This is a genomic window from Streptomyces sp. SID10853 (genome assembly GCF_010548145.1).
In the GTDB taxonomy this organism is placed as follows: Bacteria; Actinomycetota; Actinomycetes; order Streptomycetales; family Streptomycetaceae; genus Streptomyces.
The window spans coordinates 1-22,813 of sequence record NZ_JAAGLN010000103.1 but is presented as its reverse complement, the minus strand read 5'-3'; the positions used below and the strand labels follow the sequence as shown (position 1 = coordinate 22,813).

General features: G+C 71.6%; 16 protein-coding genes, 1 pseudogene and 1 riboswitch. Of the genes and pseudogenes, 12 read left to right on the top strand and 5 right to left on the bottom strand.

Translation table 11 applies throughout. The features are described from left to right. Positions 1-634 (bottom strand): annotated as a pseudogene (locus G3I19_RS20005) (cobalamin biosynthesis protein CobG); the annotation flags it as partial. A 184-nt stretch (positions 635-818) separates the two neighbouring features. After that, positions 819-895: riboswitch (cobalamin riboswitch) on the top strand. A 92-nt stretch (positions 896-987) separates the two neighbouring features. Between G3I19_RS20005 and cobN the strand changes: the two are divergent. The 5 genes from cobN to G3I19_RS19980 all read left to right on the top strand — a co-directional run bounded on the left by cobN (position 988) and on the right by G3I19_RS19980 (position 8,746). Beyond that, on the top strand, positions 988-4,584 hold the full coding sequence (cobN, locus tag G3I19_RS20000) for a cobaltochelatase subunit CobN (RefSeq protein WP_164265024.1): 3,597 nt from the start codon (positions 988-990) through the stop codon (positions 4,582-4,584). A 261-nt stretch (positions 4,585-4,845) separates the two neighbouring features. Further along, a complete protein-coding gene (locus G3I19_RS19995; RefSeq protein ID WP_164265023.1) occupies positions 4,846-5,736 on the top strand; it encodes a polysaccharide deacetylase family protein in 891 nt (296 codons plus the stop codon). A 76-nt stretch (positions 5,737-5,812) separates the two neighbouring features. Further along, on the top strand, positions 5,813-6,724 hold the full coding sequence (locus G3I19_RS19990; RefSeq protein WP_164265022.1) for a TIGR03619 family F420-dependent LLM class oxidoreductase: 912 nt from the start codon (positions 5,813-5,815) through the stop codon (positions 6,722-6,724). Between the two features lie 253 nt (positions 6,725-6,977). Continuing rightward, positions 6,978-7,781, top strand: a complete 804-nt coding sequence (locus G3I19_RS19985; protein WP_164265021.1) for a hypothetical protein — start codon at positions 6,978-6,980, stop codon at positions 7,779-7,781. A 95-nt stretch (positions 7,782-7,876) separates the two neighbouring features. Further along, on the top strand, positions 7,877-8,746 hold the full coding sequence (locus G3I19_RS19980; RefSeq protein WP_164265020.1) for an LLM class flavin-dependent oxidoreductase: 870 nt from the start codon (positions 7,877-7,879) through the stop codon (positions 8,744-8,746). A gap of 17 nt (positions 8,747-8,763) precedes the next feature. Here G3I19_RS19980 and G3I19_RS19975 read toward each other — a convergent pair whose 3' ends face one another. Next, on the bottom strand, positions 8,764-9,942 hold the full coding sequence (locus G3I19_RS19975; RefSeq protein WP_164265019.1) for a hypothetical protein: 1,179 nt from the start codon (positions 9,940-9,942) through the stop codon (positions 8,764-8,766). Between the two features lie 349 nt (positions 9,943-10,291). Between G3I19_RS19975 and G3I19_RS19970 the strand changes: the two genes are divergently transcribed. Further along, positions 10,292-12,331: a phospholipase C, phosphocholine-specific gene (locus G3I19_RS19970; RefSeq protein ID WP_164265018.1), complete on the top strand. Its 2,040-nt coding sequence runs from the start codon at positions 10,292-10,294 to the stop codon at positions 12,329-12,331. A 92-nt stretch (positions 12,332-12,423) separates the two neighbouring features. On the opposite strand, the gene G3I19_RS19965 is transcribed toward G3I19_RS19970, so the two are convergent. Continuing rightward, positions 12,424-12,993 carry a TetR/AcrR family transcriptional regulator gene (locus G3I19_RS19965; RefSeq protein WP_164265017.1) on the bottom strand — a complete coding sequence of 190 codons (570 nt, stop codon included), beginning with the start codon at positions 12,991-12,993 and terminating at the stop codon, positions 12,424-12,426. A gap of 68 nt (positions 12,994-13,061) precedes the next feature. Between G3I19_RS19965 and G3I19_RS19960 the strand changes: the two genes are divergently transcribed. The 3 genes from G3I19_RS19960 to G3I19_RS19950 all read left to right on the top strand — a co-directional run bounded on the left by G3I19_RS19960 (position 13,062) and on the right by G3I19_RS19950 (position 16,163). Next, positions 13,062-13,559: an FBP domain-containing protein gene (locus G3I19_RS19960; RefSeq protein WP_164265016.1), complete on the top strand. Its 498-nt coding sequence runs from the start codon at positions 13,062-13,064 to the stop codon at positions 13,557-13,559. A 49-nt stretch (positions 13,560-13,608) separates the two neighbouring features. Continuing rightward, positions 13,609-14,184, top strand: a complete 576-nt coding sequence (locus G3I19_RS19955) for a DUF664 domain-containing protein (RefSeq protein WP_343235151.1) — start codon at positions 13,609-13,611, stop codon at positions 14,182-14,184. 689 nt (positions 14,185-14,873) lie between these two features. After that, on the top strand, positions 14,874-16,163 hold the full coding sequence (locus tag G3I19_RS19950) for an amidohydrolase family protein (protein WP_239074592.1): 1,290 nt from the start codon (positions 14,874-14,876) through the stop codon (positions 16,161-16,163). Positions 16,164-16,235: 72 nt separating this feature from the next. Here G3I19_RS19950 and G3I19_RS19945 read toward each other — a convergent pair whose 3' ends face one another. Continuing rightward, complete coding sequence (locus G3I19_RS19945; protein ID WP_164265015.1) at positions 16,236-17,156, bottom strand: TetR/AcrR family transcriptional regulator; 921 nt, start codon at positions 17,154-17,156, stop codon at positions 16,236-16,238. A 64-nt stretch (positions 17,157-17,220) separates the two neighbouring features. Continuing rightward, positions 17,221-18,687 carry an NAD(P)/FAD-dependent oxidoreductase gene (locus G3I19_RS19940; protein ID WP_164265014.1) on the bottom strand — a complete coding sequence of 489 codons (1,467 nt, stop codon included), beginning with the start codon at positions 18,685-18,687 and terminating at the stop codon, positions 17,221-17,223. A 251-nt stretch (positions 18,688-18,938) separates the two neighbouring features. Between G3I19_RS19940 and G3I19_RS19935 the strand changes: the two genes are divergently transcribed. The 3 genes from G3I19_RS19935 to G3I19_RS19925 form a co-directional block, all read left to right on the top strand. Continuing rightward, a complete protein-coding gene (locus tag G3I19_RS19935) occupies positions 18,939-20,522 on the top strand; it encodes an APC family permease (RefSeq protein WP_164265013.1) in 1,584 nt (527 codons plus the stop codon). 223 nt (positions 20,523-20,745) lie between these two features. Then, positions 20,746-21,951 carry an acyl-CoA dehydrogenase family protein gene (locus G3I19_RS19930; RefSeq protein ID WP_164265012.1) on the top strand — a complete coding sequence of 402 codons (1,206 nt, stop codon included), beginning with the start codon at positions 20,746-20,748 and terminating at the stop codon, positions 21,949-21,951. Next, positions 21,948-22,813 (top strand): CoA-binding protein (locus G3I19_RS19925; protein ID WP_203599793.1); only part of this gene is annotated, 866 nt, incomplete at its 3' end. The genes G3I19_RS19930 and G3I19_RS19925, both read left to right, overlap by 4 nt.

Genomic DNA, 22,813 nt, shown 5'->3' with positions numbered 1-22,813 from the left:
CGGCCGCCAGCAGCGCACAGCGGGCCGCGTGTTCGGCAGGCACGACCAGCGCCTCCCGCGCCCCGCCGGTGCACAGCAGCGCGCCGGCGCCCGCTCCCGCGTCCGCAGAAGCGATCAACGTCACATCGGCTTCGAGGCCGGCCACATCACCGCGGCCGTCGTCGCACGCGAAGAGAAACCGGCCCGACAGCCCGGCGGCCGCCGCACAGTCACAGAGCAGCGCGTCCAACTCCCGCGCCCAGCCCTGCACATCGGCCGATCCGTGCCCGTCGAGCCCGCACAGCGGGGAGGCCACGACATTGCGGGCCCGCTCATGGCGTACGGAAGGCAGCAGCCCGGCTTCCGCGAGCACACCGGCGAGCTCCCGGCCGTCGTCCGGCCCCAGCCCGCGAAGCTGCACATTGCCGCGCGACGTCAGATGCAGCGCACCGTCGCCGAGCCGCCGCGCCACGTCCAGCACCGCCCTGGCCTGCGAAACCGTCAGCACACCCGCCGGAATCCGGATCCGCGCCAGCGCGCCGTCGTCCGCCGTGTGCAGGCGCAGACTGCCCGGACACGCGTCACCGCGGTCACGCCGGGCGGCGGGCTCCCGTGGGGGCGGAGGTACGGAGGAGTGGGGCATGGCGGCGAGCATACCGACCGGTCCACCAGGGCCTTTCGGCTGGATCAGGGCGGTGATCTGCCGCACCGGTGCGGCAGCCGATGCACACCGGGCGGGCCGTCGGCAAGGCCGCCGCCCGCTGCCCGCCGCCGGTCAAGGTCGTTACTATGCTTCTCGACGGGCCGTTCGGCCCGCGATCGCCACGACGGCGACAGGGGAGGAAGCCCGGTGAGATTCCGGCGCGGTCCCGCCACTGTGAGCCCGGCTCCCTGGAGCCGGGTGAGCCAGGAACTCCCTTCCCCGAGCTCTCGGCTTCGCTTGAGCAGGGGAGACCCCATTCCTGACACAACCCGGGGCGCGGACACCCCGAGGAAGGCCGCCGCTGCATGCTCCTGCTCCTGTCGACGTCCGACACCGACCTGCTCAGCGCCCGTTCCGCGGACGGCCCGGTGGCGTACCGCTTCGCCAACCCGGCCCGCCTCCAGCTCACCGAACTGCCCGCCCTCCTCGAAGGCGCCGACCTGGTCGTCGTGCGTCTGCTGGGCGGCATCCGCGCCTGGCAGGAGGGCCTCGATCTGCTCCTGGCCGACGGGCGCCCGGTCGTCGTCCTCACCGGTGAGCAGGCCCCCGACGCCCAGTTGATGGAGGCGTCGACCGTCCCGGTGGGCATCGCCGCCGAGGCCCACGCCTATCTGGCACACGGCGGGCCCGCCAACCTCGACCAGCTCGCCCGCTTCCTCTCCGACACCGTGCTCCTCACCGGCCACGGCTTCGAGCCCCCGGCGCCCGCACCCAGCTGGGGCCCGCTGGAGCGCACCCCCCGCACCACCGACGGGCCGACCGTCGCGGTGCTCTACTACCGGGCCCACCACATGAGCGGCAACACCGGCTTCGTGGACGCCCTCTGCGGCGCCGTCGAGGACGCCGGGGGCCAGGCCCTGCCGCTCTATGTCGCCTCGCTGCGCGCCCCCGAGCCGGAGCTGATCGAGACCCTGCGCGCCGCGGACGCCATCGTCACCACCGTCCTGGCCGCAGGCGGCACCAAGCCCGCCGAGGCGTCCGCCGGTGGCGACGACGAGTCCTGGGACGCGGGCGCCCTCACCGCCCTGGACGTCCCGATCCTCCAGGCGCTCTGCCTCACCGGTTCACGGTCCGCCTGGGAGGCCAACGACGAGGGCGTGTCGCCGCTGGACGCCGCGAGCCAGATCGCGGTGCCCGAGTTCGACGGCCGGCTCATCACGGTGCCCTTCTCGTTCAAGGAGATCGACGAGGACGGGCTCCCCGCCTATGTCGCCGACCCCGAACGGGCCGCCCGCGTCGCCGGGATCGCCGTACGCCACGCCCGGCTGCGGCACATAGCCCCCGCCGACAAGCGGCTGGCCCTGGTGCTCTCCGCGTACCCCACCAAGCACTCCAGGATCGGCAACGCCGTCGGCCTCGACACCCCCGCGAGCGCCGTCGCCCTGCTGCGCAGGCTCCGCGACCAGGGGTACGACTTCGGCTCCCGCGACGTGCCCGGCCTCGCTTCCGGTGACGGCGACGAACTGATCCGCGCGCTGATCGAGGCAGGCGGCCACGACCAGGAGTGGCTCACCGACGAGCAGCTCGCCCGCAACCCGGTCCGTATCCCCGCAGCCGACTACCGGCGCTGGTACGCCACGCTCCCCGCCGAGCTGCGTACGAACGTGGAGGAGCACTGGGGCCCCGCGCCCGGCGAGATGTTCCTGGACCGCAGCCGCAACCCCGAGGGCGACATCGTGCTCGCCGCCCTGCGCCACGGCAATCTGCTCGTCCTCATCCAGCCGCCGCGCGGATTCGGCGAGAACCCGATCGCGATCTACCACGACCCCGATCTGCCGCCCTCGCACCACTACTTGGCCGCGTACCGCTGGATCGCCGCCTCGGCCGACGACGGCGGCTTCGGCGCCGACGCCATGATCCACCTCGGCAAGCACGGAAACCTGGAGTGGCTGCCCGGCAAGAACGCCGGCCTGTCCGCCGCGTGCGGACCCGACGCGGCCCTGGGCGATCTCCCGCTGATCTACCCGTTCCTGGTGAACGACCCGGGCGAGGGGACCCAGGCCAAGCGCCGGGTGCACGCCACGCTGGTCGACCACCTGGTGCCGCCGATGGCCCGCGCCGACTCGTACGGCGACATCGCGCGCCTGGAGCAACTCCTCGACGAGTACGCCCAGATCGCCTCCATGGACCCGGCCAAGCTGCCCGCGATCCGGGCCCAGATCTGGACCCTCATCCAGGCCGCCAAGCTCGACCACGACCTGGGCCTGGAGAACCGCCCCGACGACGAGGGCTTCGACGACTTCATCTTCCACGTCGACGGCTGGCTCTGCGAGATCAAGGACGCGCAGATCCGCGACGGACTGCATGTCCTGGGCAACCCGCCCGCCGGAGCCGACCGGGTCAACCTGGTCCTCGCCATCCTGCGCGCCCGGCAGATCTGGGGCGGCACCGCCTCACTGCCCGGACTGCGCGAAGCACTCGGCCTCGACGAGGCCAACGCCACCCGCACCGCAGCCGACACGGCCGAGGAACAGGCACGTGCCCTCGTCGAGGCGATGGAAGCGGCGGACTGGGAGCCGGAAGCCGCCGTCAAGGTCGCCGACGGCCATCCGCAGGCGGTCGCCGACATCCTCGGCTTCGCCGCCCGCGAAGTCGTCCCGCGGCTCGCGGCCACCACGGACGAGATCGACCACGCCCTGCACGCGCTGGACGGCGGATTCGTCCCCGCCGGACCCTCCGGGTCCCCGCTGCGCGGCCTGGTCAACGTCCTGCCGACCGGCCGCAACTTCTACTCCGTCGACCCCAAGGCCATCCCGTCCCGGCTCGCCTGGGAGACCGGGCAGCTGCTCGCCGACTCGCTCCTGGAGCGCTACCGCACCGACAACGGCGAGTGGCCCCCCTCCGTGGGGCTCTCCCTCTGGGGCACCAGCGCGATGCGTACATCGGGCGACGACGTGGCCGAAGCCCTCGCGCTGCTCGGCATCCGCCCCGTGTGGGACGACGCCTCGCGCCGGGTCACCGGACTTGAGCCCGTTCCGCTGGACGAGCTGGGCCGCCCCCGGATCGACGTCACGCTGCGCATCTCGGGCTTCTTCCGTGACGCCTTCCCGCACACCATCGGCCTGCTGGACGACGCGGTACGGCTGGCGGCGTCCCTGGACGAGCCCGACGAGCGGAACTTCGTACGCGCCCACACCCGCGCCGACCTCGCCGAGCACGGCGACGAACGCCGGGCCACCACCCGGATCTTCGGCTCCCGGCCGGGCACCTACGGCGCCGGGATCCTCCAGCTCATCGACAGCCGCGACTGGCGCACCGACGCGGACCTCGCCGAGGTGTACACGGTGTGGGGCGGCTACGCCTACGGCCGGGAGCTGGACGGCCGCCCGGCCCGTGCCGAGATGGAGACGGCGTACAAGCGCATCACGGTCGCGGCCAAGAACACCGACACCCGCGAGCACGACATCGCCGACTCCGACGACTACTTCCAGTACCACGGAGGCATGGTCGCCACCGTCCGGGCGCTGCGGGGGAGCGCACCGGAGGCGTACATCGGCGACTCGACCCGCCCCGAGACCGTCCGTACCCGCACCCTCGTGGAGGAGACCTCACGGGTCTTCCGCGCGCGGGTGGTCAACCCCCGCTGGATCGAGGCGATGCGGCGACACGGCTACAAGGGTGCCTTCGAACTCGCCGCCACTGTCGACTACCTCTTCGGGTACGACGCCACCACCGGTGTCGTCGCCGACTGGATGTACGACAAGCTCACCGAGACCTATGTACTCGACCCGGTCAACCGCGAGTTCCTCCAGCAGGCCAACCCCTGGGCGCTGCACGGGATCGCGGAACGGCTGCTCGAAGCGGAGTCCCGGGGCATGTGGGCCGAGCCGGACGCCGCGACCCTCGAAGCGCTCCGACAGGTGTATCTGGAGACCGAGGGAAACCTGGAGGGCGAGGACTGACCGCGCGGTCTCCTCGTAGGGGGACCGCTGTCCGGTGCGGTGCGGTGCGGTGCGGTGACGAGCGGGGTGCCGGGGTGTCCCGGCACCGCCGTGCGGCAGCGGACCGCCCGGCCGCACCCGGGCATCTTTGCTCCGCTCGGGCCGTCAGGGCGGCCGCGGGCCGTCCCCGGGGCCGTCGGGTGTGGTCCGACAGGGTGGAATCGGACGCGTGTCCGGCGGTGTCTGCCGTCTCGGCGCGCCGGTGTATGGCAGTACGGAGCCATGCAGTCTGAAAATCACACTAATACGCACGGGCGGCGCAGATTCGTACGCGCCGCGGTCGGTCTGGGTGCCCTGGCCGTCGGCGGAGTGGTCTCCAGGGCGTACGGCCCATCCGGCCACACCGCACCGGCCCCGCACCCCGCACAGTCACCGGACGCCGTCCCCCCACCGCACTCCGTCCAGGCCGCCCCGGCCGCCGGACCACCGGCGGCGGCCGCCGCCCGGCCCCCCGACTACCGATTGCGGCCCATCGCGGGTGAGACATCCATGGGCGCCCCGGTCCAGGGTCCTGCGGTCCGCACCCACGCCGTGTACTCGCTCGAAGACAGCGGCCGCAGGATCGCGCTCACCTTCGACGACGGCCCCGACCCCGAATACACCCCCCAAGTGCTGCGCATCCTGGCCCAGTACAACGTCCAGGCGACGTTCTGCGTGATCGGCGAGAACGCCGTCCAGTACCCACAGCTGCTGCACGACATCGCGAACGGCGGACACGCCGTCGCCAACCACTCCTGGAACCACCCCCAGCTCACCAAGCTGACACCGGCCGCCGCCAGATCCCAGCTCGCCAGGACCAGCGATCTGATCGAGAAGGTGCTCGGCGCCCCGCCCGACTGGGCCCGCGCCCCGTACGGCGACTGGAACCCCGTCACTCTCGGGATCTGCGCCGATCTGGGCATGGAGCCGTTGGGCTGGTCCGTGGACACCAACGACTGGGCGCGGCCCGGGACGCGCAACATCACCAACTCGGTGCTGCGCGACGTCAAGGACGGCTCGATCGTGCTCTGCCATGACGGTGGCGGCAATCGGTCCCAGACCGTCGCGGCGGTCAAGAACTACCTGCCCCGGCTGCTCGACAGTGGCTTCGTCCCCGTACGGCCGGAACTCTGACGCCCGTCGGTCCTGCCGGGGCCGTGCGGACCTGGGGCAATGTGACCCGGTTCCGGATGATTGTTACGCTCTCCTGATGAAATTCGGCGTCAACATACTCAATTTCGGCCCCGGCACCACCCCTGCCTCCCTCGTTCAGCAGGCCCTGGACGCAAGGGAGTTGGGTTATACCTTCGCGATGATCTCCGATCACGTCGCGGTGACGGCTGATGTGCACGAGGCGTACCCGGCCCCGTTCTACGACCAGTTCGTGCTCGCGGCGCATCTCGCGGGGCGGGTGCCGGGGCTCACGCTCGGGACGACCGTGACGGTGATTCCCTACCGTCACCCCCTGCACACCGCGCGGCTGGCGGCCAATATCGACTGTCTGAACCCGGACGGCTTCATCCTCGGCGCGGGCACCGGGTGGTCGCGGCCCGAATACGCCGCGCTGGGCGTGCCGTTCACCGAACGCGGCCGCATCGCGGACGAATATCTGGCTGCGATCCGGGCCGCCTGGACCGAGGACCCCACCACCTTCCGGGGCGAATACGTCTCGTACGAGGACGTTCACACTGCCCCGGCTCCACGGAGCCGGCCGGGACTGCCGGTCTGGGTGGGCGGCAACTCGGCTGTCGCGCTCCGGCGTGCGGCCCGGCTCGGCGAGGGCTGGCACCCCTATCTGGCGACGCTGTCCGCCATGCGCGCCGCGCTGCCGGTGCTCGCCGATGAGGCGGAGCGCGCCGGAAGGCCGGCGCCCGCTCTCGTACCACGGCTGCAGATACGGGTCACCGGGACCAGGATCGACGGAGAACACCCGGTGGGCCACGGCACAGTCGACCAGATCCGCGAGGATCTCACGGCCCTGGCGGACCTGGGCGCCACCCATCTGCTCCTGGACACCAACCCGGACTCACCCGGTCTGCGCGGCACGGCCGACGACGACCGCAGGGTCCTCGAACTCCTCACCGAGAAGATCCTGGACCCGGAATCGGGGACCATCCGCTGACGGGGGACGGCGGCGGCGCGGGCGTCGCGGTCGGGCCGCACGGCGCCGGGCGGCGACAGCCGCCGGGCGTCGCAGGTCTTGGGTCAATTGCCCCCAGAAGGTGACCGGTTACTACGCGCCCCGTGGGTCTGGCCATAGTAAAAGACAGAAACACGGCGAACCTCTTGCGGTGCGACAGCAATCGCTTACATGCTGACGACCGCTTACAGCTGACGCCCAACCCGAACACCGGCCATCAGGAGATGTCATGCGCATGTCGTTCACCGTGAGGTCAGCCGGCAGAAAGCCGGGGCGCCGGCTCGTCAGGTCCGGCATCGTCCTCGGCGCCACGGCGCTGCTGGCTTTCGGCGCGGCGGGGCAGTCGTGGGCGTCCACGCCCACACTGAACTGGACCACGGGCGCCCCGACCCCGGTGACCACGCTGAAGCTGCCGATGTCCGTGGACTCCGCTCCTGACGCCGCGGGTGTCTACTTCGCCTACTACACGACCCTGGAGAGCGGCACCCGTCCGTACGCCGGATTCCAGCCGGAACCGGTGGACGCGAACGGACACCACACGCTCCAGGCGGTCTTCAGCTCCTTCAACGCCGACGCCACCACGACCGACTCCCACTGCACCTATGGGGCCGACGGCGGCGCGGGAGTGAGCTGCGCGGTCCGCTTCACCTATACGCCGGGAACGATGTACTCGCTCGTCCTCAAGCGCGCCGGAGTCAGCGGAGACACACAGCTGATGTCGGGGGACGTCGTCGTGACCGGGACCGGTGCTTCCGTGGCACACATCGGAAGCTTCGGCCTTCCGGCCGCGTCGGGCCGGTTCAAGAGCGCCGACCAGGGCTTCATCGAGCCCTATCTCACGGCCGGGTGCGGCCAGCAGGTCAAGGTGACCTATGGGAAGCCGGTCGGTTCGGAGGCCGGAACGGACTACACGGGAAGCCTCCCGGCCGTCACCGACCCGGCCTCGGGCAGTTGTCTGAGCACCACGTCGACGGACACCGGGCAGGGCCGGCAGGTCACGGTGCGGGGCAACGCGGCCGCCGCGGCCGCCCGCCGTTAGCGGGTACGCCCGAAGGGCCGCGCGCTGTCGGTCGAATGGCGCGCGGCCCCGGCTGTTCGATTGCCCGCCCCGATCCCATCAGCCAGGATGCGGGGATGCGCTTCTCGATCAACATTCCGAACTTCGGCGATTTCGCGGACCCCAGAACGGTGGCGGAAGTCGCGACAGCCGCCGAACAGGCAGGCTGGGACGGGCTGTTCGTCTGGGACCACGTCGTGCACGACAAGCGCCAGCGGCAGGGTGTGCCCTTCGGGGACCCGTGGATGCTCCTGACCGCGGCGGCGCTGGCGACCACCACTCTCAGGCTGGGCACCCTGGTCACTCCGGTCGCCCGGCGCCGCCCTGAACAGCTCGCCCGCCAGGTGGCCACGCTGGACGTGCTCAGTGGCGGCAGAGTCATCTTCGGTGCGGGGCTCGGCGGTCCCATCGATGACGAGTACGGCAGCTTCGGGGAGCCGACCGACCCCCGGGTGCTCGCCGGGCGCCTGGACGAAGGGCTGGAGCTGCTGCGGCGGTACTGGTCGGGCGAGCCCGTCAGCCACGACGGGGAGCACTACACGGTGCGGGATGTGACCTTGCTGCCCGCCCCGGTGCAGCGCCCCCGCCCGCCGGTGTGGATCGGCGGATTCTGGCCCAGCCGCCCGCCGATGCGCAGGGCCGCCCGCTGGGACGGTGCGGTTCCGCTGTTCGCATCGGCCGGGCACGGACAGATCCCGCCCCTCGACGAGGTCCGCGACCTGGTCGCCCACCTCCGGCAGCTGCGTGGCGACGCCCACGATGCTCCGTTCGAGATCGTCCTGGGCGGCGCGAGCCCCACCGACGCGGCCCGCGCCCACGATGTGATCGGGCCGCTGATCGACGCCGGCGTCACCTGGTGGGACGAGCGGCAGCTGCAGACCGGCGAAGGGCTCGACAGGTTCGAGCCGGTCATGCGACGGATCGAGCAGGGCCCGCCCGTCTTCTGAGCGGGCGGGCCCTGCCCCTACTTCACGACGACGGCCCAGCGTGTGTCGCTCAGGCCGGTCCTGATGTGCAGCAGGGCCGTGCTGGTGGACTGCGAGGAGGCGACCGCCAGCGGCAGCGACGTACGGAACGACGCACCCGGCGCGAGGGACGGCACGTTCCAGTACTGCCAGCTGCCGCTGAACCCCGACCCGCCGGTGAACGACTGCATCCGGGTCGCCGCAGTCGTGGAGTCCGACGTGTTGGTGATCTCGACGGGGACGGTGGTGGTGGCCCCGCGCGGCACCGTGCAGTCACCGCTGGGCGGGGTCGCGGTGGCGGTCAGCGGGCCGCTGCTCGGTGTGCCGGTGAGGGCGCCCATCTCGTAAGCGTTCTGCTCGACCCAGTTGCAGGCCGACGCGTCCCTGGCGGAGGGCTCCCACACGACCGCGCCGTCGGTCTTGGCCTTCAGCTGGTCGATGGTGTAGCCCCAGGTGGTGCCGGACATGTAGGCGCCGCCGGGGCTGCCGTCCCAACTCGGTGAGATGTACGGGTAGATGGGCTGACCCGGTGCGAGCGAGCGGTCGTTGGCGACGGCCGCGTCGAGCGTGCTGGTCCATGCGGCGTCCGTCTGGGAGCTGCCGCGGTAGGCGCGGGGCGCGAAGAAGTCGAGCAGGCCGTTCTGGTGGAGCTGCTGGGTGAGGCTGTTGTTGGCGGTCGACGAGTCGTAGCCGTACATACCGACCGGCGCGGACGGCGCGGCTCGGTGTGTCCAGGTGATCAGCTGCTTCCAGAGGTTGAAGGCGTTGGTGGCGGCCTGTCCGGACTCCGCCGTGAGCACGATGTTCTCGAAGTCCAGCACGACCGGCGCATCGGCGCCGCCGCCGAACTGGCTCGCGCTCATGTACTCCTTGACCTTGCTCTCGAAGGTGGCCTCGGACGGCAGCGCCCCGCCGTCCGACTGGCACCCGGCGGCATCGCAGGTCAGGGCGAAGTAGTCGTAGACGACGGTGGACTTGACGGCGCCGTACTGCTGGAGGCCCGGTGTGTCCGCACCCCGCTCATTGGTGAAGACGGTGAAGCCGGAGCTAGCGGAAGCGGTGGGGGCGAGGGCCGTCAGTGCCGCCACGGCGAGGGAGAGGGCGGCGGCCCAAGCCCGCCCTCCAGCCGCCTTTCTGACGGCGCGCCGGGCGGAACGGTTCGTACTTCCGAGGTGCATCCCAGGTCCTCTCGCTGCTGAGGGAATCCGGTGCGGATCACCTGAACGCCGCTCCCCATCACGGAGAAAGCGCTTTCCCCCAGGGAAGGTAGGAGTGGCCGGCTCCCGGGGTCAAGGGGCGCGGGCGTGTGGGGAGTGTGCAGCACCGCGTCACCACGCTCCCGCCGCTTCGGCCTCGCGGCCCCGGCCCGGAGCGTGGTGTTCAGCGGATCTTCACAGAGTGCTGGTGGCATGGGTCTAGCTGAAGAGCCGGTGAATCCTGCACCCTTGTGCGCGATATATCGAACGCGCAATCACGGATGCGCAATCGCGTGCACGTGCAACTGATTCCCAGGGCGAAGGCAGGCGGATGACACCGATCAGTCGAAGAGGCTTCGTGGCGCTCGGCGCGGGGGCGGTTGCCGGTGCGGTCGTTCCGATGGGCGCAGGAGGCCGCGCCGTGGCCGCCGGCCGGGCGGCCGGCGGCACCGGCACGGTCAAGGACGTCAAGCACGTCGTGGTCCTGATGCAGGAGAACCGCAGCTTCGACCACTACTTCGGGCGGCTCAAGGGTGTCCGGGGCTTCGGCGACCGCAGCGGCATCTCGCTGTCCGGCGGCCAGTCCGTGTTCAACCAGCCGAACGGCGCCGGGCGCCAGTACCCATGGAAGCTCAGCTCCACACCCGCGGCCGGCGGAGTCGACGGCGAGACCCTCGCGCAGTGCAACGGCGACCTGCCGCACAGCTGGTCCTCGCAGCACTCGGCCTGGAACAAGGGGCGGCTCGACAACTGGGTGACGGGCGTCGGCAACGTCCGTACGCTCGGCTACCTCGACCGGGACGACATGCCCTTCCACTACGCACTGGCCGACAACTACACCGTCTGCGACGGGTACTTCTCGTCCACCCTCAGTGCCACCGGGCCCAACAGGACGTACCTCTGGAGTGGCAAGGTCGACTCCTCGAGCAGCGACGGCGGCGACGAGTCCGGGCTGAGCTGGGAGACGTACGCGGAGGCGCTGCAGCGTGCCGGAGTGAGCTGGAAGCTCTACCAGAACGCCGACGACAACTTCGGCGACAACGGCCTCGCCTACTTCACGAAGTTCACCGACGCCGCCCCCGGCGACCCGCTCCACGACCGGGGCATGGCCTCCGTACCTGCCGCCACCGGCTCCACCCCTGACGACATCGCCGCGGCCATCAAGGCCGACGTCCTGGCAGGCACACTCCCGCAGGTGTCATGGGTGGTGCCCAACCAGGGGTTCTCCGAGCACCCCTACGCCCCGCCCGGCGACGGCGCGCACTTCGTCGACCTGGTCTACCGGGCGCTCGCCGCCGACCAGGACGTCTTCGACTCGACGGTCCTCTTCCTCAACTACGACGAGAACGACGGCTTCTTCGACCACGTACCGCCGCCCTCACCGCCCGCCGACGAGCCGGGCGAGTTCCTGAACGGAGTCCCGTTCGGGCTCGGCTTCCGGGTGCCGATGATCGTGATGTCGCCCTGGACCCGGGGCGGCTGGGTCTCGTCGGAGGTCTTCGACCACACCTCGGTGCTCCGGTTCCTGGAGACCTGGACGACGGCCATCGGCACCCCGGCCAGCTGCCCGAACATCAGCGCCTGGCGGCGCAGGGTCACCGGCGACCTCACGGGCGTCTTCGACTTCACCGCGCCGGTGTACGGAGTGCCGTCCGGCCTCCCGTCCACCGCGAAGGTGATCGGGATCGACAGCTGTACGTCACTGCCGAACCCGGCTCCGCAGACCAACGCCCTGCCCGCGCAGGAGAGCGGCACCCGCCCGGCCCGTGCGATTCCCTATCAGCCGAACGCCAATCTGGACCGGCTGGAATTCGGCTCGGCCGGAAAGATCCTCGCCTGGTTCGGCATGTCCAACGAAGGCGCCCAGGCGAAGAGCGCCGCCCATTTCTCCATCCACCCCAACGCCTACCGGTCGACGGAACCCTGGCAGTACACCGTCGACGCGGGCGGCACGGCGACCGACTACTTCAACATCGGCGCGGGGTACGGATCGGGTCAGTACGACTTCACGCTGATGGGCCCGAACCGGTTCCAGCGCCGGTTCGCCGGCGACGCGTCGAAGGCCGGGAAGGACGTGGAGGTGGCCGCCAAGTACGCCGCGGCACCGGACACCGGCAAGCTGGCCATCTGGTTCACCTTCACCAACACGTCGTCGGCGTCCGTCACCTTCACCGTGAAGGCCGCCAACTACCGTACGGACGGGCCGTGGACGTACACGGTCCCGGCGGGCTCCACCGCCGATGACTACTTCAACGCGGTGTCACTCGCGAAGGGCTGGTACGACTTCACCGTCACGGCCGACTGTGACAGCACCTGGTCCCGCCGGTACACCGGGCACATCGAGACCGGGGCGGCGAGCGTCAGCGGCTGACCGCGGTGCGGGGACTCGCGAACGGCCTGCGGTCAGGGGCTGTTCGCGAGTCCCCGCCGCACCCTGCGGGCGGTGGACGGCTCGGGCGGCGGTCAGGCCGGAGGCCGGTTGCGCAGCGCGAAGTCGAGGCTGTCCAGCGCGTACGCCCAGGAGGCGTCGGCGCCGCGCGGGGTGTGGCTGAAGCCGCCCACCCTCTCCAGGCTCACATACCCGTGGAAGGTGCTGTGCAGGAAGCGCACCGCGTCTGTCTCGTCCGGCTCCGGCAGGTTGTAGTCGCGCAGGAGGGCCCGGGTCATCTGTGACTGGCGGGGCGCCGCGCTGTTGAGGGCCGCCTCCGAGTCGAGTTCGAACTGGGCCGCGCTGTAGCGGCCCGGATGTGCCTTGGCGTAGTTGCGGTAGGCGTTGGCGAACGCCACCAGCGCGTCCTTGCCCGCACGCCCGGCCAGCGCGGCGGCGGCCGAGTCGGCCAGCTCCTCCAGGGCCAGCAGCGCCACCCGCATCTTCAGCTCGCGCGCGTTGCGGATGTGCGCGTACAGGCTCGGATCCTTGACACCGAGCCTGCGTGCGACCGCGGACAGCGTCAGATGGTCGAAGCCGATCTCGTCGGCCAGCTCCGCCGCCGTTCTGGTGAGGCGTTCGGGGGTGATGCCCGGTCGTACCATGCGCCCTCCGCAGGCTAATGGAATAAAGCGTTTGCCTAAATATATTAGCCCAGCTAGCGTCGACTGATGTGAGACACCTCAGTGAGACTGAAATCCGTAACTCGTTCGTCAACTGTTCCAAGGGCGAGGCCAAGCGTGTGAACATCCCGCATGACCTGGAAGAGGTCCCGTGGGACGACCTCGACTTCTTCGGCTGGCGCGATCCGGGGGCTCCTGACCGCGCCTATCTCGTCGCCGAGGACGACGGCCGCCTGCTGGGCCTCGTACTGCGCGCGCCGAACGGGGCCAGCCGGGGCTTCACCTCCCGCAGTATGTGCTCGCTGTGCCTCACGACCCACACCAGCGGCCGGGTGGTGCTGATGATCGCGCGCCGCCCCGGCGAGGCCGGCCGGCAGGGCAACACCATCGGGCAGTACCTCTGCGCCGACCTTGCCTGCTCGCTCTATGTCCGGGACAAGAAGCCGACCGGCGCCGGGTGGGCGTTCAAGGAGACCCTGTCCGTGGACGAGAAGGTCGCCCGGACCCGGACCAATGTGCTGGCCTTCATCGAGCGAGTGATCGCGTAAGTCCCGGAAGTCCTCATCCGGCCCCCGCGTACCCGATCAGGGTCCGTCCATGACTGCTGACATGGATGAGCGCGGCCGGTCCATGACTGCTGACATGGATGAGCACGGCCGCCCGGAACCGCCCCTCGCGGGCGATGAGGCCGCCGCCCTGCTGGGTTCCCCGGAGCGCCGGCGCGCGACGCCGGCGTGGAAGTGCGGCGGGCTGGACGCGGCCGGCCTCCGGGCCACGGTCGGGGTGTCGTCCGTGACGCTGGGCGGACCCTTCAAGCACATGGCCGACGTCGAGGACACCCATGTCGCCCGGCTGCTCCTCGCCCGGGCTGCCGGGGCGCCGTGGGACGCGGTCGACTGGGACGCCGAGCCCGACTGGGAGTGGACGTCTGCCGCCCAGGACAGCCCCAAGGAGCTGATGGCGCTCTGGGAGGGCGCCACGGCACGCTCCCGCTCCCTCGTGGCGGATGCGCTCACCCACGGTGGACCGGAACAGCTGGGCCGCTTCACCACGTCCGCCGGTGAGTCACCGAACCTGCGGCGGATCCTGCTCGACCTGATCGAGGAGTACGCCCGCCACATCGGCCACGCCGACCTCATCAGGGAATCCGTGGACGGGCTCGTGGGGGAGTGAGCTACTGGGCCGCCGTCCCCATCGGATGACGGCGGCCCCCGCCTTCCGGGCGCCGCATGTCCCGCGCGTCCATGTTTCCGCGAAGTTACGCCACCACAGGGCCGCCCCGCACCGCTCTGGCCAGGGGGTGTGCGGAACACCCGAGCCGTTCCGCCGCCCCCGCTCCGACCGGTCAAATCCCGTATGCCGGAAGGCTTGTTCCGCTTCTCGGCGTGGTTCTAGGGTCGGGCCACCCGGCGCGGTCGACCTCGTACGCCGGTGTTTTCCGGCTCCGTCACGTGCGCGGCACACCCGCTGCTGCCGTGCGCGGACGCCGCTGGACAGACGGGCAGTTGGGAACGGACGGAAAGCAGGCGAGCGGGTTGACGAACGACGGACAGCCGGGACCCTCCAGCGGGGACCAGCACCATCCAGTACAGGGACCGTCCGGCGGGCAGCAACGGGACCGGGGGGCCGCCACCGGATCTGGCGGAGGCCGGAACGGTGTCGGACGGCGCGGTTTCCTCGCCGGGGTCGGACTGACCGGCGCGGGCGGGCTCCTCGGGGCGGCCGTGCCCGCGGGCACGAGCGCAGCAGCCGAACCTCCCCGGCACACCTCCACCGGGGGGACGGCCCACGCCACGCCCACGGCGGCATCCGGCGCGGGCGGTCCGGGCACGCTGCGGCCGGAGCAGCTCTCGGGCAAGCGCATGCTGCTCGTACCCGAACTGCTGCTCCTCGCGGACGGGCCGGTACGGGGGCAGGCCGTGCTCGTGGAGTCCGGGAAGTTCCGTGACATCGGCCCGGCCAAGCGGCTGATCGCCGCCCACGGCGACCTGCACCCGGTCCGGCTGGACGGGCACCTGCTCATGCCGGGCTTCATCGACGCCCACCACCATCTGACCCAGAGCTTCGGCAAGGCCAAGTCCTTCGGACAGCCTTCGGAGATCTTCAAGACGATCTGGGAGCCCCTGGAGCACGCGCTGGACGAGGAGACCGCCTACCTCTCGGCGAAGCTGGCCGCGCTGGAAGCGCTGCGCGGCGGCTTCACCACCGTCGCCGACGCCGGGACCCGCGCCCCGGTCGACGTGGCGGCGCTGGCCAAGGCCACCGACGAGGCCGGGATCCGCTGCGTGCTCTCCAAGATCGTCTCCGACGGGAAGAGCGGCCCCGCACACCTCGGACGGTGGGGCGGCCACCCCCTGATCCACCCGTCCCTGGCGATCGCGGTCCCGGAGGACGCGACAGCCGCGGTCATCAAGAGGACCGCGGACATGTGCGCGGAGGCTGGGGCGGTGCTCCAGATCCACGTCAACGAACATCTCGCCTCCGTGGAACGCTCGCTGAAGAGCGTCGGCCGTCGCCCCATCGACTATCTGCACCACATCGGCGCCCTCGGCCCGCACCTGCTCGGCGCGCACGCCACCCTGGCCACCCCCACCGAACTGCGTCAGCTCGCCGACTCCGGCGCGGCCGTCAGCTACAACCCGGTGGCCAGCGCCTGGAAGGGCAACGCCGTCGCGCAGGCCACCATGATGGCCGCGATGGGCGTGCGGTTCGGTACGGGGACCGACGGCACACGCGGCGACGGGTTCCGGCTGGTCGACGCGGCGGAGTCCGCGCAGCGGCTGACCTCCGGCCTGGCGACCGGGGACTCCTCGTGCGGGGCCGGGAAGCTCTGGCTCGACCATGCCACGAGGCTGAGTGCCGACGCCGTCGGGCTCGGCCGGGTGACCGGTGAGATCGCCGTCGGCAAGGCGGCCGACTTCCTCGTCGTGGATGTGAACGTCCCGGAGCTCACCCCGTCCTTCGACCTCCGCTGGGAGCTGGTCCGCCTCTCGAACCGGGACCAGATCACCGCGGTCGTCGTGGACGGCCGGCTGCGGCTGTGGGACGGCTGGCCGACGGACTGGGACGGGCACGCGCTGGTGGCGAAGGCGGCCGAGGTGGGCCCGCAGGTGGTACGCCGCGCCAAGCTGCAGCGCGTCGAACCCACGTAACGGACAACGGCGTTGCTCCGGGGAGGTGTCGCGGGGTTCCGCCGCCCCGGAGCAACGCCCTGCGCCGGACGGTCAGCCCGGGCGGCGCAGGGTGATGTGCGGTTCGAAGGCGTCCAGGAGCAGTTCGCGCATCCGCTCCACCGGCATCTCGGCGCTGCCCGACAGCATCTGGATCGCCAGCCCGTCAACCAGGCTGGTGAAACGGCTGGTCAGTGCCTCGGCGTCGGCATCGGGTGCCAGACCGTCGCGCCGGCAGTGCTGGATGAGGCCGAGCACGGTCCCGCGCCAGCGTGAGTAGGCCGCCCGCTGCGCCTCGCGCAGTGAGGGGTCCAGCATGGCGGCCGTCCACGACTGGATCCACACCGACCACTCGTCGATGTCCTCCCGGCTGCTGGGCAGTTGGACGTCGACCAGCCTGCGCAGCATCTCCACCGGGTCGCCGACCTGCTCGAACTCGCTCTGCAGCCGGGCGTGCAGCCGGTCGGCGCAGTAGCTGAGCGCGGCACGCAGGGCGCCGTTCTTGGCCGGGAAGTGGTAGTGCACCGTGCCCGTGCTGGTGCCGCACTCCCGGGCGATGTCGGCGACCCGCACGGCGTGGATGCCCCGGCGCGCGATCAGCCGCGCGGTGGCTTCCAGGATCTGCGTACGGCGTACATCGGCGTCCAGGGACTCGGCCCGCCGCCGGGCGCCCGCCGCCGCGGCGCGGGCCAGGGCCGCCGGCTCCCGGCGGCTGCCCGTCGCCGGATACCGCACCGGGACCTTGCCGACCCGGGCGATGGCGGCCAGCTCGTGGTCCTGGAGCCTGCGGGTGCCGCGCAGGGCCTTCGAGAGCGCCGTGGGATCCATCCCGATGAGCCCGGCGAACTCGCGCTGGCTGACACCGGCCGCGAGCACCACCCTGCGCGCCCGGCCGGCCACCGTGTCCGCGGGCGGGTCCGGTTCTGTGGCCTGCGTGCGGGGCTGATCCGCGGTGGTCCGAGTCTCCTTCGCCATGGCGGGCCCCATTATGCTCGACCGGCCGCGCGCGGTGGTCCGCCGGGCCGCCGTGGCCGGGACCTCAGCCGTGCTTCCCCGCCAGGGCACCGGAACCCGCCAGGGCGGCGGCGATCTCGTCGGCGGCGCGGTAGCCGGACGAGATGGCTCCGTCGATGTAGCCGTTCCAGACCGTCGCGGTCTCCGTTCCGGCCCAGTGCACGGCGCCGGCCGGCTCCCGCCAGCCGTGCTCGCCGTAGCCGCCCCATCCGCCGGGGGCCACATAGGCCGCGTAACCGCCTCCGGCGAACTCGTCGTCGGACCACAGCTTTTCGGTGTAGTCGGCCGGCCGCAGCGCACGCTCGCCCACGACGGCGCGCAGACTCTCCAGTACGGCCGTACGGCGCTGCTGCTGGTCCAGCCCGGCCCAGGCACTTGCCCTGTCGCCGTACACGAAGGCCACGAGGACGCCGGCCGAACCGTCCTCGGGGGAGTTGTCGAAGACGACGCCGACCGGCGGCGGACCGTAGAGCGTCGCGATGCCGGACAGCCCGTCGGCCCGCCAGAACGGTTCGGGGTACACGGCGTGGACCTTGGCCACCCGCCCCATGGGGCTGTGCGCGATCCAGCCCGAGCGGGGCTCAGGCAGCGCCGGGCTGAACGCGATCGAGCGCGTGGCCGGCGGAGGCAGCGCCACGACCGCGCGGCGGGCCTCCACGACCGTACCGGCGGTGGTGCGCACCCGGACCCCGGACCCGTGCCACTGCACCGCGCACACCTGCTCCCCGAGCCGGACCCGGTCACCGAGCAGCTCGGCGACGGCGTGCGCCGGGGCGGCCGCACCCGCTGTGAACCGCCGGTCCTGGGCGCAGTCCCTCGTCTCCATCAGCTGCTCGTAACTCCCGGCGGCTCGGATGTAGAACAGCACATGGAAGAGCGAGATCTCACGCGGCTCGGCACACCACACGCCCTGTACGGCGAGGGCCAGCCGGGCCAGGGTGTCCGGATCGGCGCTCTGCGCGCGGAAGAACGTCTCGGCGCTCCGGCCGTCCCACTCGGCGAACCGCGGTGTCAGCCAGGGGTGTTCGATGTCGACGGTCAGCGCGAGCTCGTCCAGGAGCGCGGTGATCCGCAGGTAGTCGGCGATTCCGGGGCCGTCGGCCGGCGCGGCGCCCGCGTACCCGAGGCGTGATCCGTCGTGCCAGACCTCGATGTGCTGTCCGGTCTCCCAGGTGGGGAAGGTCCGGCAGCCGAAGCGTCCGGCCAGCGCCAGCAGGTGCTTCTGGGTCGGGCCCACCCACTGGCCGCCGTGGTCGACGACGGGCCCTGACGGGCGCTCCTCGCTGAGCACCCGGCCCCCTACCCGGGAGGCGGCTTCCAGTACGACGACGTCGAGGCCGTGTTCGCGCAGGCGTAGCGCGGCGCTGAGTCCCGCGTAACCGGCCCCGACGACGACGGCGTCGGCCGTGTGCGGCTGCGGCGGGCCGTCCGGCGCGCGGCCGGCCGACGTGGATTCGGTCTTCTGCTGGGGTTCGGTCTGTGACCTCGTCATGAGGGAGAGCGTGGAGCAAGACTGAACTAGCAGTCAACTGTTGCGATCAACTTCGTCCGCACCCCTTGACTGCGGTTCCGGCATCGGCAATGGTGACGCACCAATCAGTATTGCGACTCCAAGCGGTGCTGCGCCTGCATGACCGAGTCGCGGCACCGCGACTCCATCACTGCCGCGAAGGCCCGTCCCGGGCGCTCCTGCGTGCTGTACGTCCCGGCCGGCCCTCCACTCCGTGAGCAAGAGGAGCATCCATGGCAACCACCGAGCAGACCGAGCCGACCGGCGCGGCCGAAGCCCACTCCAAGGGGCTGCGGCCCGGGGCGCTGTCCATGGTCACCAGCCTGATCCTGGCGACGGCGTCGGCCGCCCCCGCCTACAGCCTCGCCGCCACACTCGCCTTCGTCGTCGCGGCCGTCGGCTTCCAGGCACCGGCGGTCGTGGTGCTGGCCTTCGTCCCGATCCTGTTCGTGTCCTTCGGCTACGCGGCGCTGAACCGCTCCGACCCCGACTGCGGGACGATCTTCACCTGGGCCAGCCGCTCGCTGGGACCGCGTACCGGCTTCATGGGCGGCTGGGCGATCATCGCCTCGTTCGTCCTGGTCATGGGCAGCCTCGCGCAGGTGGCCGGTCAGTATGTGTTCCTGCTGTTCGGTGCACACGGTATCGGCGAGGATCCGTCGAGCCCCTGGGTGCTGGCCGTCGGACTGGGCTGGATCGCCCTGATGACCGCCGTCTGCTACCGCGGCATCGAGGTCGCGGCCGCCGTCCAGCGCGCGCTGCTCTTCCTGGAGTTCGCCATGCTGGTGGTCTTCTCCGTCGTCGCGTTCGTCCGCGTCTACACCGGCCACGCGGGCCCGGGGGCGCGGCACCCGCAGCTGTCGTGGCTCAACCCGTTCGCGATCTCCTCACCGAGCGCCTTCGCCGGCGGTCTGGTGCTGATGCTGTTCATCTACTGGGGCTGGGAGACCGCGCTGACGGTCAACGAGGAGACCGCCGACCGGCGCCGGACACCGGGCCGGGCGGCGACCCTGTCCACCATGCTGCTGCTGGCGCTGTACCTCGGCGCCACCTACGCCACCGTCTCGTTCGCCGGTATCGGCACGACCGGCAACGGCCTGGCCAACCCGGACCACTCCGGTGACGTCTTCTCCGCCCTCGGCAGCGCCGTGTTCGGCGCCAGCGGCTTCGGCTCGGTGATGTGGCACCTCATGGTCCTGATGGTGCTGTCCTCGGCCGCCGCGTCGACCGAGACGACCGTACTCACCCTCGGACGGACCATGCTGGCCATGGCGAGGCACCGGGCGCTGCCCGGCTCCCTCGGCACCGTCCACCCCCGCTTCTCCGTCCCCAAGGCCGGGACGATCGCCACGGGTGTGGCCGGCGGGGTGGTCTATCTGGCGATGAACTTCCTGGCCCACGGGCATGTGATCGGCGATGCCGTCTCCTCCTGCGGGCTGATGATCGCGCTCTACTACGGCCTCACCGGGATCACCTCCGCGTGGGCCCACCGGCGTACGGCCCGCGACAGCGCCGCCGGCCTGTGGCTGCGGGTGGTCCTGCCGGCCGTCGGCGGGCTGACCCTGGTGGCAGCCGGGCTCTGGAGCCTGCGCAACGACTGGGATCCGGACTCCGGCGGCACCTCCTGGACGCTTCCGTTCGCACCGCACTGGCACATCGGCGGTGTCTTCCTCATCGGCGTCGGCGCCCTCGCGGTGGGCTTCGTCGTGATGCTCGTCCAGCAGCGCCGTACGCCGTCCTTCTTCGCGGCCAAGCTGTCGGCTCCCACGCTGACGGACACCACGGCCGAGCCGTCACCGGCCGTCCGGCCCAGCTGACGGGCCAGCCTTCACACCCCGCGGGCCCTCACGCCCCACGCACGCCCACGCCATCCTCAACGCCCCACGCACACCCCGCCACTCTCACGCCCGGCGCCGTCCTCATCGCCCCCACCGCAGGCTGCCGCCCGGCAGACCTGCCGACCCGGCACGCACCCGTACCCCGTCCCACCCGCGCCCGCGTCCCGTACCCGTACCCGTACCCGTACGCCAAGGAGCCCCCATGCCCTCCGAGATCCGCGACGTCCTCGAACTCAGCTCCGAGCAGCAGCAGATCCTTCAGCTCAGCCGCGATTTCGCGGCGAAGGAAATCCGGCCCAGGGCCCGCGAGGTCGACGACGCCCAGACCGAGTCGCCGATCGACCTCTGGGAGAAGGCGGCCGGGATCGGCCTCGCCTCCTTCATGATCCCCGCTCAGTACGGCGGTGGCGGCATCACCGACATGCTCACCCAGGTACTGGTCCAGGAGGAGCTGTGCCACGGCGACATCGCCATCGGCAACCTGCTGACCTCCAGCGGCTTCTTCGCCGACCCGGTCCTGGAGCTGGGCACCGAGGAGCAGAAGCAGCGCTGGCTGGGCCCGCTCTGCGGCGACACCCCGCCGCTGACGGCGCTCGCGGTCACCGAACCGGGGCACGGCTCGGACGCCGCAGGGATCCGGACCCGCGCGGTGCGCACCGGCACCGGGGAGAGCGGGCACTATGTGCTCAACGGGCAGAAGGCGTGGATCTCCAACGCCCCGTACGCCCGGCGCTTCGTCGTCTTCGCCACCGTCGATCCCGCGCTCGGCGCCAAGGGCGTGACCGCGTTCGTGGTCGAGCGGGACACCCCCGGCCTCACCGTCGGCAAGCCGATGCGCAAGATGGGCCAGCGGGCGATCGTCAACGCCGAGGTGTTCCTGGAGGACGTACGGGTCCCGGTCGCGGACCGGCTGGGCGACGAGGGCCAGGGCTTCCTCGGCCTGATGCGGACCTTCGACGCCTCCCGCATCCTCATCGCCGCCTCCTGCGCGGGCCTGTGCCGCGCGGCCCTGGACTACGCCACCGGTTACGCGAAGGACCGGGTGCAGTTCGGCGTACCGATCATCGAGCACCAGGCGGTGGCCTTCCGCCTCGCCGACATGGCCGTACGGACCGACGCGGCGCATCTGTTCGCGCTCAGGGCGGCCCGCCTGTTCGACCGGGGCGAGAGGACCACCGCCGAGGCGGCCATGGCGAAACTGGTCGGCTCGGAGAACGCCATGGCGAACACCTGGTCGGCGGTGCAGACGCTCGGTGGCTGGGGCTACTCGCAGGAGTACCTCGCCGAGAAGTGGATGCGTGACGCCAAGCTGGAGGAGATCGAGGAGGGCACATCCGACATCCAGCGGCTGGTGATCTCCCGCTCGCTGGCGAAGGCCGAGGGACCGGCGCGGCGGGCGGACCGGTGACCGGCCTCGAAGCCTTCCGCGATCCGGCCTCCGTCGCCGTGGTCGGTGCCAGCGGTACGCCGACGAAGTGGGGCTACTGGCTGGCCAGAGGAGCCCTGACCGGCAGTGCGCGCCGCACCGTCCATCTGGTGAACGCCAGGGGCGCCGCCGTACTCGGACAGGAAACGGCGCGCTCGCTGCGGGACCTGCCCGACGCGCCCGAACTCGTCGCCTTCGCCGTGCCGGGCCGCGCACTCGGCGCCGCCGTGGACGAGGCGCTGGCCCTGGGCGTACGCGGCCTGCTGGCCATCACCGCCGGAGTCGACGACGCGCGTGGCCTCGGTGCCAGGGTCCGCGCGGCCGGCGCCCGGCTGATCGGACCCAACTGCCTCGGAATGTACGACGCGGACGCCGAACTCGACCTGGTCTGGGGCCGGTTCGAGCCGGGCTCGCTCGCGGTGGTCTCGCAGAGCGGGCAGCTCGGCCTCGAACTGGCAGGTCTGGCCGCCGACGCGGGCCTGGGCATCTCCCGGTTCGTCTCCGTGGGCAGCCAGGCGGACGTCACGGCCCAGGAAGTCCTCACCGACCTCGCCGGCCACGAAGCCACCAAGGTCGTCGCCCTCTATCTGGAGAGCTTCGGCGACGGGCGGGCGCTGATCACCGCCCTCACCGCACTGCACCGGGCCGGGAAACCCGTACTGCTGCTGACTGTCGGCGCCAGCCACGCAGGCCGGCAGGCCGCCAGGTCGCACACCGGGGCGATGACCACCGCGACGGACATCGTGGACGCCGCCTGCGAGACAGCGGGCGCGGTGCGCGCCGATACGCCGGCGCGGCTGATCGCCGCGGCGCAGCTCCTGGTCAGGGCACCGCGCCCCGCCGG